This is a genomic window from Thermoleophilum album (assembly GCF_028867705.1).
Classification (GTDB): Bacteria; Actinomycetota; Thermoleophilia; order Solirubrobacterales; family Thermoleophilaceae; genus Thermoleophilum.
On sequence record NZ_CP066171.1, the window covers coordinates 1750646 to 1760835 of the forward strand.

Annotated in this window: 9 protein-coding genes; 2 read left to right on the top strand and 7 right to left on the bottom strand. The window is 71.1% G+C overall.

From position 1 onward, the window contains the following. Window positions 1-2: 2 nt before the first annotated feature. A complete protein-coding gene (locus tag JDY09_RS08130) occupies window positions 3-1274 on the top strand; it encodes an aminotransferase class I/II-fold pyridoxal phosphate-dependent enzyme (RefSeq protein ID WP_274716434.1) in 1272 nt (423 codons plus the stop codon). On the opposite strand, the gene pyk is transcribed toward JDY09_RS08130, so the two are convergent. Then, window positions 1255-2664 carry a pyruvate kinase gene (gene pyk, locus JDY09_RS08135; RefSeq protein WP_274716435.1) on the bottom strand — a complete coding sequence of 470 codons (1410 nt, stop codon included), beginning with the start codon at window positions 2662-2664 and terminating at the stop codon, window positions 1255-1257. The two genes, JDY09_RS08130 and pyk, sit on opposite strands and share 20 nt — an antisense overlap. A 410-nt stretch (window positions 2665-3074) precedes the next feature. Here pyk and JDY09_RS08140 point away from each other — a divergent pair, with 410 nt between their 5' ends. After that, window positions 3075-3410: a hypothetical protein gene (locus JDY09_RS08140; protein WP_274716436.1), complete on the top strand. Its 336-nt coding sequence runs from the start codon at window positions 3075-3077 to the stop codon at window positions 3408-3410. An 88-nt stretch (window positions 3411-3498) separates the two neighbouring features. Here JDY09_RS08140 and JDY09_RS08145 read toward each other — a convergent pair whose 3' ends face one another. The 6 genes from JDY09_RS08145 to JDY09_RS08170 all read right to left on the bottom strand — a co-directional run bounded on the left by JDY09_RS08145 (window position 3499) and on the right by JDY09_RS08170 (window position 10186). Then, window positions 3499-3993: a hypothetical protein gene (locus JDY09_RS08145; RefSeq protein WP_274716437.1), complete on the bottom strand. Its 495-nt coding sequence runs from the start codon at window positions 3991-3993 to the stop codon at window positions 3499-3501. 18 nt (window positions 3994-4011) lie between these two features. Then, window positions 4012-4512 (bottom strand): hypothetical protein, encoded by a 501-nt coding sequence (locus JDY09_RS08150; protein ID WP_274716438.1) that lies wholly within the window; start codon window positions 4510-4512, stop codon window positions 4012-4014. A 46-nt stretch (window positions 4513-4558) separates the two neighbouring features. After that, entirely contained in the window at window positions 4559-5212 is a 654-nt protein-coding gene (locus tag JDY09_RS08155) for a phenylalanine--tRNA ligase beta subunit-related protein (RefSeq protein ID WP_274716439.1), read from the bottom strand. Beyond that, on the bottom strand, window positions 5209-5955 hold the full coding sequence (locus JDY09_RS08160) for a TlpA family protein disulfide reductase (protein ID WP_274716440.1): 747 nt from the start codon (window positions 5953-5955) through the stop codon (window positions 5209-5211). The genes JDY09_RS08155 and JDY09_RS08160 overlap by 4 nt, the downstream gene beginning before the upstream one ends. Beyond that, window positions 5952-8621, bottom strand: a complete 2670-nt coding sequence (locus JDY09_RS08165; protein WP_274716441.1) for an MMPL family transporter — start codon at window positions 8619-8621, stop codon at window positions 5952-5954. Before JDY09_RS08165 ends, JDY09_RS08160 begins: the two co-directional genes overlap by 4 nt. Window positions 8622-8689: 68 nt before the next feature. Continuing rightward, window positions 8690-10186 carry an MlaD family protein gene (locus tag JDY09_RS08170; protein ID WP_274716442.1) on the bottom strand — a complete coding sequence of 499 codons (1497 nt, stop codon included), beginning with the start codon at window positions 10184-10186 and terminating at the stop codon, window positions 8690-8692. Window positions 10187-10190: the final 4 nt, after the last annotated feature.

Sequence of the window (10190 nt, forward strand, 5' to 3'; positions counted from 1 at the left end):
CTATGCCAGCCGCGATCGATCTTTTCGACAAAGCCCGCCGGCATGAGCGGCTCGCGCAGCTGCGAGCGGCGCGCGAACACGATCTCGTGCCCTTTTTCCGCCGCCTCGAGGGCGAAGCCGGCCCGGTCGTGGCGATGGAGGGGCGCGAGCGGATCATGCTCGGCTCCAACAACTATCTGGGCCTCACGGGCGACGAGCGCGTCAAGCGCGCTGCGCGCGAGGCGCTCGACCGCTATGGCACCGGTTTGACGGGCTCGCGCTTTTTGAACGGCACGCTTCCCCTCCACCTCGAGCTCGAGCGGGAGCTCGCCGAGTGGATGGGGTGCGACGACGCGCTGGTGTTCACCGCCGGCTACCTCGCCAACGTCGGGACGATCGCCACGCTTTGCCAGCCCGGCGACACGATCGTCTGCGACTCGGGCGACCACGCGTCGATCCTCGACGCCTGCGCGATGTCTCGCGCCAAGCTGCGGCCCTTCCGCCACAACCGCGTCGACAAGCTCGAACAGGCACTGGAACGCGCCGCCGACGACGGTGGCGGCGTGCTGGTCGTCGTCGACGGCGTCTTCTCGATGGAGGGCGACCTCGCCCCCCTCGATCGCATCGCCGCTGCCGCGCGCCGTCACGGGGCGCGGCTGATGGTCGACGAGGCGCACGGCGTCGGCGTTCTTGGTGAGCGTGGCGCCGGCGCCTGCGAGGCGTACGGCGTCGAAGACAAGGTCGACCTGCGGATGGGAACGTTCTCGAAGTCGCTCGCTTCCTGCGGCGGGTTCGTTGCCGGCCCGGCCGACGTGATTGAGTTCTTGCGCATCCAGTCGCGCGCCTTCATGTTCACCGCTGCCGCGGTGCCGGCAGCGATCGGTGCCGCCCTCGGTGCGCTGCGCATCATCCGCTCGGCCGAGGGACGCGAGCTCATGGAGCGGGTGCTCGACAACGCCCGCTACCTGCACCGCGGCCTCGCCGAGCTCGGTTACCGCGTCAACGAGCCGACCGTGCTCCCCGACGGCAGCACCCTCGTAACGCCGATCGTGCCGGTGATCGTCGGCGACGACTGGCGGGCAGCGCTGCTTTGGAAGGCGCTCTACGACGCGGGCGTGTATGTCAACGTAGCCCTGTTTCCGGCGGTGCCGCGCGGACATGCGCTGTTGCGCACGAGCGTGATGGCGACGCACACCCGCGAACACCTCGATCGTGCTCTCGAGGCGTTCGAACGGGTCCGGGACCGCACCGAGGACGACCCGGCCCCGAGCGCTCTCACAGCCGGTGGATCTTGAAGAGGTTCGTACCGCCGGCGGTCCCAGGCGGTAGGCCGGCCGTGATGCCGACGAGCTCGCCGGCACGGGCGAAACCTGCCTCGAGCGCCGCGCGCGCCGAAGACTCGATGAGGTCGATCGTCTCGCGCGGCTCGTCGTGCAGGCGGGGGTGCACGCCCCAAAGGAAGTTGCAGCGCCGCACCACCTCGATCCGCGGCGCCAGCGCCAGCACCGGCACCTGCGGCCGGTAGGCGGAGATCAGGCGTGCCGTCGCGCCCGTCTGGGTGGGGGTGACGATGGCGCGCAAGCCGAGCTGGTAGGCGGCGCCGACAGCGCCGAACGCGATCGCGTGGTACTGGTCGGCCGCGCGCGGCCCGCGCTCGGTGAGCCAGCGCCCGTAGGGAAGCTCGGGCTCGGTCGCCTCGGCGATCGCGGCCATCATCGCGACCGCCTCCACAGGGTGCATGCCGACCGCGGTCTCCTCCGACAGCATCACGGCGTCGGTGCCGTCGAAGATCGCGTTGGCGACGTCGGCGACCTCGGCACGGGTCGGGCGCGTCGAGTGCACCATCGACTCCAGCATCTGCGTTGCGGTGATCGACGGCTTAGCCTTCTTGCCGGCGAGCGCGAGCAGGCGCTTCTGCACCAACGGCACCTCTTCGATCGGAAGCTCGATGCCGAGGTCGCCGCGGGCGATCATGATCGCGTCGGCGGCCTCGATGATCTCTTCGGCGTTGCGAGCCGCCTGCGGTTTCTCGATCTTGGCGATCAGCGGGATGTCCGAGCCGCGTTCGCCGAGCTCGCGCCGCACCTGTTCTACGTCTTCGCGGCGGCGGACGAACGACACAGCGAGCGCGTCGAAACCGAGCTCGACGGCGTGGGCGAGCAGGCGCAGATCGTCGTCGGACAGCGCCGGCAGCGCGGTCGTCACGTTCGGCAGGTTGAGCCCCTGGCGCGACGCCACCGGTCCCCCCACCTCGACGTGCGCAACGACGTCGCCGTCGCGCACGTCGCGGACGCGCAAACGCACCGTGCCGTCGGCCAGGTAGCAGACATCACCCGGCTCGAGCACCTCGGCGAGACCCGGCCAGTCGACCGACAGGCGCTCGCTCGTTCCGAGCACCTGGTGCGGCGTGAGCACAACGGTCCCGCCGCGCGGCAGCTCGGCGACGCCGCCCGCGACCGGCCCGACGCGCAGCTTGGGCCCAGGTAGATCACCGAGCAGAGCGACCTCGCGGCCGACGCGCGCTGCTGCAGCGCGAACCGCCCGCGCCATCCGCTCGTGGTCTTCCGGTTCGCCGTGAGCGAAGTTGATCCGCGCGATGTCCATGCCCGCGCGGATCATCCGTTCGAGCACGCGCTCGTCGCTGCTCGCCGGACCGATCGTTGCGACGATCTTGGTTGCTCGCACGGCGAAGCCGAGCCTACCGCCACCGCCCCCTGGCCGACCGCTCGCGAGCGCGGGGCGCCGTCGACAGAAAAGCCCGCTGTTTGCGGGCGAGCCGTGCACCTACCCGTTGACGTCGGCGGTGCCAGTCGGTTTATTTGGCTTCGGCCGCGAGGGACCGGCCGGGCAGAACCTCTCGCCCGGCTGGGGCACACGCTAAGCGCACTTTCGCTCCTCGGGAAGAGCAGCGTGCACACACGCGTTCGGCGCGTGCCCCCTTTCGTGTGCCGAAAAACGGCGGGTCGAAAAAGTCAAGACAACGAAGGGAAACGCGGGGAGGGCGCATGGACAGAGGTTCCGCGAGCGTCGCGGATCGCGATCAGCCACTACGAGCGCTCCAGCACGCGAACAGGGTGCGGAGCGCGCGGGCAAGGATGAAGCGCGCCATCGCGGCCGGCGAGCTGTCGGTCGCCGAGGTGATCGTGGAGTGCCCGCCCTACGTAGAGACGATGGCGATCGCGGACCTCTTGATGTGCCAGCGGCACTGGGGCGAGACGCGCTGCCGCCGGCTGCTCGCCGAGGTCGGTGTGTCGGAGCGCCGTCCGGTCGGCAGCCTCACGCAGCGGCAGCGCCTGGTGCTCGCGGCGATGCTGGGGCTGCAAGGCACAGCGGGCAGAGGGCGCCAGCTGCGCTCGCGAGCAGCCGGGGCGCAGGTCGGCCCGTTCTCGGCAGCTGGCCGGCCAGCGGCGAGCCGCGGCGTCTGCAGCTGAGCGGAGCGAACGTCGCCCGCAGGCGGCGCTGCTCGAGCCACAGCGACGAGTGTGCGGGCCCGACAGCACGCTGTCGGGCCCGTTCTCGTTATCGAAACCACAGCCCACCCGAGCGCCGTACGAACAGGCGCTGCAGCGGGACGAACGAACCTGCCATCGCCAGCGCGAACACCAGGGCGAGCTGCCACAAGCGGGTGGCGATACCGGTAGCGGCGACGACGCTGGAACAGAGCAGCCCGCTGATCGCGGCGAGCAGCGTGGTATGCGAGCGGTAACCAGCAACATGCTCGCGCACCGCTACTTCGAGACCACCGAGAGCGGCCACGGCGAGCCCGACACCAACGCGGGTCTGTCCGCCCCCCTCCCAATCGAAGAGACCCCACACGATCATCACCGTGCCGCCGAGCACGAGCAGCTCCGACAGCGGGAACGGCGCCCACGGTGGCGCCGGGCGCTCGGCCGGCGGCGTCGGCGCCGACCGCTCGCCACCTCGGGCGGGGACGGACGACCGTGCGCTACGCGCACCGCCGGTCGCTCCACCGCTCGCGACCTCCGCGCGACGTCGTCGCGACCGTCTACCCACCGCCGCCGACTCGCACCGCTAGTGCGCCCGACCGGATAACGGGCACCCCGAAGAAACCTTGACGCGCCACCAGCCGAAAACGAGACCGAGCAGCCCGAGCCGCGGCTCGGAGCGGTACGTGGTGCAGCCGCGCTCGCCGCAGTCGCGGTTCGTAACTACCGCGCCAGCGTGGGCACGCGGGTCGCGCAACATCTCGTCGCGCAGTTTCCGCATCTCTCGTTCGCGGCGGTGTGCGCAAGCGAGCGCGCGCTCGAGCCGCTCTACGCGCGCGACCAGTTCGTCGCGACAGCGCTCGAGCGTCGCGAGATCGGGAAGCCGCGGCATCGGCGCCGACGGCGAAGACTCGGGCGAGCCCGCAGCGACCACATCGAAGCGGGGGAAGGCGGTCGCGACGAGCGACTGGTAGCGCGCCTCGAGCCGCGCGATCTGGCGTTCGAGATCGCGGCGCGCAGCTTTTTCCGCCCGCCCGGTGCGCGAGCCAACGCATCCAGCTGCGGTTGCCGGCGTGCCCGCGAACATCGCCCTCGGGACGAATCTACCAGCCGCCGCGGTGCAGGCACACCGGTTAAACCTGCCCCGGTCCCGTGATCGTTTCCGCGGCGATCCAAAGCGCCTCGTCGACGGCGAGCAGCGGTACCCCGGGAACCCGGATCGCGGCAAGCTCGACGGTAGTGCTGCGCTCGGACACCTCAACGCGCTCGTCGACCGCCCCGAAAAGAACCGCGAGCAGCCTCTCGCCGCTCGCGATCAACGGCGTTCCGGCGGCAAGCTTGAGCGACGCGTCCGCAGTCATGAGCCGCTCGCCGCCGCGCGCGCTGCGCACGAACAGCTCGTCGTCGACCGCGGCGCCGTCGAACGCAACGACCGCGACGCCGGTTTCGGCGGTGGCGATCGTGACCGCGTCGGCCACGAGGCCGCGCGGCGCGAAGCCCCCGGCGACGAGCCGGTCGAGCACGAGCCGCTCGATCGGCGTGCTGTGGACGTCGGGGTCGAGCCCGATCTTGCGGAAAAACACTCGGTACGCGAACGGGATCTCTTGCCGTCGCAGCTCGATTGCGCGCGCCCCGTCGATGCGCTCGGCGAGGTAGTCGAGACGCGCGCGCACGTCAGCCGGCGTGCGATGGTCGGCTACCGGCACCGTTACGTGGCGGACTTGCAGACCGGGGAGCGCCTCGGCCACGTCGTCGGCGACGACCGCCCAGCGCGCCCTACCGATCATCGCCGTCCGACTAGAGACTCTGCCGCACGGACGAGCGTGTCCTCGGAGGCCGCACCGAAAAGCGACCGCCGCACCCGCCCGCCGCGCTCGATCAGCACTGTCGTCGGACACACGCCGACGCGGTAGGCGTTGGTGACCGCACCGTCGCTGTCGAGCGCGACGGGAAGCCGCCACCTACGTGCGGCAGCGACGGCGCGCGCCTCGGCACGGCGTTTGCGCGTGAAATAGACCGCTGCGAAGCGCACCCCGCGCACGTGCGCCGCAGCTCGCTGGACGCGGTCGACGAACGACAGACAGTCGGCGCCGCGGTCGAACACGAACGCCAGCACAACGGCGCGATCCCGCCACAGCTCGCAGGAGTTGACGATCCCCCTCCCCCTCACCGCACACGCCGGCACGCGCCCGGCGCCTGTGGCGCAAGGCCGGCGTGCACAGATGTTGGCATCGCCGCTCAGCGGCCCCCGCACCTCGGGGGCGGCGAACGGGGGCGCCGGCCCCGCCGGCTCGGGACCCAGCACGCCGCGACCACGATTCGGCAGCGTCGCCGTGAAGAAGATCACGCCGAGGGCGACCAAAAAAAGGATCGCGACGAGCCACGACCAGCGCGAGCGCGGGTACTCGAACTGCGGGCGCCGCGGGGCGTCGCTCTCGGGATGGGTGCGGTCGCGTTCGGCGAGCAGCTCGCCGGCACGCCGGCGCCGCCTGTCGCGATCATCTGCGTTGACTGCTTGCGTCGCGATCACGCAGATCCTCGTACCTGACCGGCAGGTTGCGCGGCAGGGGCACCTGCAGTGACCGTGCGCTGCCGCTCCGCGCGCGCCTCGGCCGCCACGATCGCGGCAGGCAACACCAGCACCACGCCGACGAAAGCGAGCGCGAGGTCGAGCGCGGTGAGAATCCCGAACGAGCGCAGCATCGCGATGTCCGAGGTAGCGAGCACAAGAAAGCCGGCGAGCGTCGTCGCCGCCGACACCCATACGGCGCGCCCGGTCGATGCGTAGGCGACGGTGAGCGCTCGCTCGACGGTCGAGCCACCGGCGCGCTCCTCGCGGTAGCGCCGCCAGAGGAGCACTGCGAACTCCGTCGTTATCGCGACGGTCAGAACGGCGAGCATCGCCGACAGGGGGTTGAGCTCAACGCCGAGCGGAGCCGGCAGTACGTGGAACACAAACGCGACAGCGCCCGACCATCCCGCAGCGAGCGCGACGGGCAAGAGCGGCAAAAGGTGATCGAAGCGCGTGCCCACGCTTCTCCGCGTGGTGACAGCAAGTACGAGCGCTGCTGCTGCGAGCGCCGCGAGCAGCGACCAGAGCCGGCCCACCGGCGATGCGAGACGCCCGGCGGCGTCGGCCGACAGAGCGAGCGTGCCGGTCACCTCCGCACGGATCCCGGCGGGCGGATCGAGCTTGCTTCGCACCATCTCGACGAGGTCGTGCTGTTCGGCTAGAGGTACGGCGGCGACGCCGAACGACATCACCGCGAGACCGCGCCTGCGGTCGACCACGCCTTGGAGCAGGTACGCGGGTACTTGCGCGAGCAGCGCCCTTACCTGCTCCCTCGTGCGCGCGCCGGTAGCTCCGACGAGCTCCGAGTAGGAAGGGCCGGGGCAAAGCGGCGAATTACCGCGCTCGGTGCCGCACCGCCTGCCTTCGCGCCATCCGCCGGAGCGCAGCACGTCGCTGCGCACCCGCGCCATCCAGCGCAGAAGCCGCGGGTCGGTTACGTCGGGGGCGTGGACGAGAACGTCGAGCTGCCCCGCCAAGCCGCTCGCCCGCTGAACCGCGAGCGCCGCCTCGACGCTCGCGAGGTTGCGTGGCAAAAGGCGCGCGAGGTCCGTAGAGACGGGTACGAAAAGACCGAGCACGAGTCCCACGCCGGCGACAGCAGTGGCGAGGCGCAAGACCCGCTGCGGCCTTGCGAGCGCCGTGTCGAAGAGCCGCCAGGGCACATCGCGCGCGCGCGCAACAAGCCCCGACCGTCGCGTTCGCGCGCTCGAGCGGCGGGTCGGGGGCGTGTCGCCGCCGGCACGGTCGCGCTCGGGCTCGCTACGCGGGACAAGCGCTCGGGGAAGGGCCGCGCAAGCGACGGCGAGCGCCGCCACCGTGCCGACGATCAAGAGTGCGCCGAAGGTGCGCACCACCGGCAGCGGCGACAGCAGCAGCACGAAAAAGCCGGCGACGGTCGCCGCCGCTGCGGTGACGAGTGCCGGCGCAATGCGCTGTGTCACAAGCGCGGCAGCCTCGTCGAGACGCTCTACCTGCGCTTCCTCGACCAGCCGGGCACGGACTTGCACCGCGTAGTCGACCGCCAGGCCGACGAGCACGGGCAGAACCGCCAACGCCGCTAGCGTCAGCTCGCCACCGACGAGCGCGAGCAGGGCGAAAGTGACGGCCGTCGCGGCGAGCGCGGTGGCGAGGGGCACGAGCCGGCGGCGACCCCGCTGCAGCAAGACGAGCACGAACGCCATCACCACCACCGCGACCGCCAGCAGGCGAGCGAGCGCAGCAGTGAGCGAACCGGCGAGATCGTCGACGATCGCCGGTACGCCGGTGACGGCGTAGCGCGCCCCGTAGCGCGGCTGGAAGAGACGTTCGCGCACGGCCCGGCGCACGAGGGCGACGGCGCGGCTGCGGTCGCGTGTGCTCAGGTCGGGGCGCAACCGCATCTGGATCAGCGCTAGATCGCGCGCCGGGAACAGGTAAGAGAAGCGCGCCTTCGGTGTGCCCGCGGGTCGTGTCGGGTCGAAGACAACCGCCGCGACGAAATCGGGGTCGGCCAGCGACGGGGAGCCCGCCAGCCCGTAGCGCAGCGAGAGCTGCAGCACCTGGTTGGTGAAACGTGCGAGCTCGGCTCGCTCGGCGTCCTGCGCCGCTTGCTCCTGGGCGGCCGGGCCGAGGCCGTCTTGCGCCGCGCGTTCGCGCGCGGCCGCAGCGGCGCGTCGCGCAGCGCGCAGCGCCTCTTCGCTGCGCCGGCCGAGCTCGTCGGAGATACGGATCGCCGCGGTGTTGAGGAATGTGGCGGGGCCGTAGACGATCCGGGCTGGTCGTAGGCGTGCGATCTCGCTACACACCCGCGGCAGCTCGCGCAACGCGCGCTCGGGCACGCGCCCGCCGAGACACCCCTCGAGCCGCAGCACGCGCGCAAGGTCCGATGTCAGCAGCGTGCGCTGCAAGCTCCCGCGAACGGATACGACGATCGCGTCGTCGCCGAAGGTGCGCGCGGCCAGCCGTGTCTCCTGCCACATCGGCGAGCCGCGAGCGACGAGCTCCGAGATGTCGGCGCTCGGCTCGAGCCGCCACGCGGCGACCGCCGCCGCAGCGACGGCCACCACCGCAACAGCGAACGGGGCGGCACGCCAGCGCGCGAGCGCCGTCAGCAACGAGATCACCAGCGTGCGCGCTCGAGCCATCCCCGACGCAAGCCTAGGTCACACGCACCGGCGCTCGCGCCGCTCGCCACCAGCTGCGAGCGTCGCCGCTACGGGAGACGTTCGAGCCGCGGGTAGCGACCGCTCTGCCCGACGAGTTGCCCGAGCGGCGTTTGCTCGCGACAAGGTGGTGCGGGCACGGTGTCGCCCGGGTCGGCCTGCCCGGCGTAGGCAATCTCACGCAAGCGGTCGAGAAGCGGTTGCGGGACGGTGGGCGAGAGCGTCGGCATCGGGTTGGAGGGTCGGCAGAGATAGGAACCGAACACCCTGAAGCTGCCGTTCGCCAGTTCGAGCAGCGAGCCGGGCAGCGGATAGGGGTTGCTGCGGCTGGTGGGCAGCCGGAACGGAAAGGCCCCGAGGTTCTCGGGGTTGAGCGGGTTGGTGACACGCAGGTAGTGCGCGGGCCGACCGAGGATCTGGGAGAGCTCTTTGGCCTGTGTGGCAGCGACGTCGTTGGCGAAGAAGGCTGCGATCTCGCGTCGGTAGAGCGCGAGGTAGTCGATGATCGGGATGAAGCTGCGCATGAACGGGTCGATCCCGGCCAGCAACGGGCGCGTGTTGTCGAGCACACGCTGCACGGCCGGCAAGCCGCTGCGCGACACGCGGATCAGCGGATCGAGCGACACTAGCAGCCGCTTCAGGTCGGGTGAGAGTGCTGCCAACTGTTCGAAGGTGGGCGACATCGCACGCGCCGCTGGCCGCAGCTGGTTCACCAGCGGATCGGTGTCGCGGGCGAAGCGGCTGAGACGCTCGACGGTGACGCGCGACTCGTCGAGGAACGTCGGGAAGGCACGGATCGCCTCCTCGAGCTGGCGGTCGCGCCGCGCGGTGGTCTCGAAGACCTTGTTCGAGTTCGCGATCAGGCCGCGCAGCTGCCCCGAGCGCTCGCTGAGCGCATCGAAGACCTCGCCCGTGTCGCGCACGAGCTGTCGCGTCGCAGCCTCCTCGCGGCGCAGGATCGCCAGCACCTCGTCGGTCTTGTCGGCGAACGGCGCGAGGCTGGCAAGCGCAGCGTTAATGTCGGGACCGCGGTTCTCGACCGCGCGGCCCTGCTGGTCGAGCCAGGTTTGGAAGGCGCGCCTCGTCTCGGGATCGAGCGTGCGCAGAATCTCGTCGAGCTCGACGGTCTGCCCCACATTGCCGCGCGGCAGACGGCCGCCGTCAGGAACGAACCCCGCCGAGCGGTGCCCCGGTGTCAGCTCGACGTAGGTCTCGCCCAGAAGCGTCTTCTGGCGGAGGATGGCCCGCGCGTCGCGCGGGATCGGTGCGAAGCGCGGCTCGATCTCGAGGGTCGTGTCGGTCAGGCCCGTGCGGGGATCGGGCTCCTTACTTTTCACTCGCCCGACGCGCACGCCCGAGATACGCACCTCGGCTTCCTCGGCGAGCTGGGTGGCTTCGGGGAAGGCGACGTGCACCCGGTAGCCCTTAGGCCGCAGCGGCAGCCCACCACCGAACGACACCCACAGGAAGAGCAGCATCGCGAATACCGACAGGGCGAAGCCGACCATCACGAGGATCCGCCCGATGCTCGGTGCTTGCTTGATCACCCGC

Bases quoted from the DNA above. Each gene is read 5' to 3' on its own strand.
- JDY09_RS08130 (WP_274716434.1), top strand. From the start codon at position 3: ATGCCAGCCGCGATCGATCTTTTCGACAAAGCCCGCCGGCATGAGCGG.
- JDY09_RS08140 (WP_274716436.1), top strand. From the start codon at position 3,075: ATGAAGCGCGCCATCGCGGCCGGCGAGCTGTCGGTCGCCGAGGTGATC.
- JDY09_RS08155 (WP_274716439.1), bottom strand. From the start codon at position 5,212: ATGATCGGTAGGGCGCGCTGGGCGGTCGTCGCCGACGACGTGGCCGAG.
- JDY09_RS08165 (WP_274716441.1), bottom strand. From the start codon at position 8,621: ATGGCTCGAGCGCGCACGCTGGTGATCTCGTTGCTGACGGCGCTCGCG.
- JDY09_RS08150 (WP_274716438.1), bottom strand. From the start codon at position 4,512: ATGTTCGCGGGCACGCCGGCAACCGCAGCTGGATGCGTTGGCTCGCGC.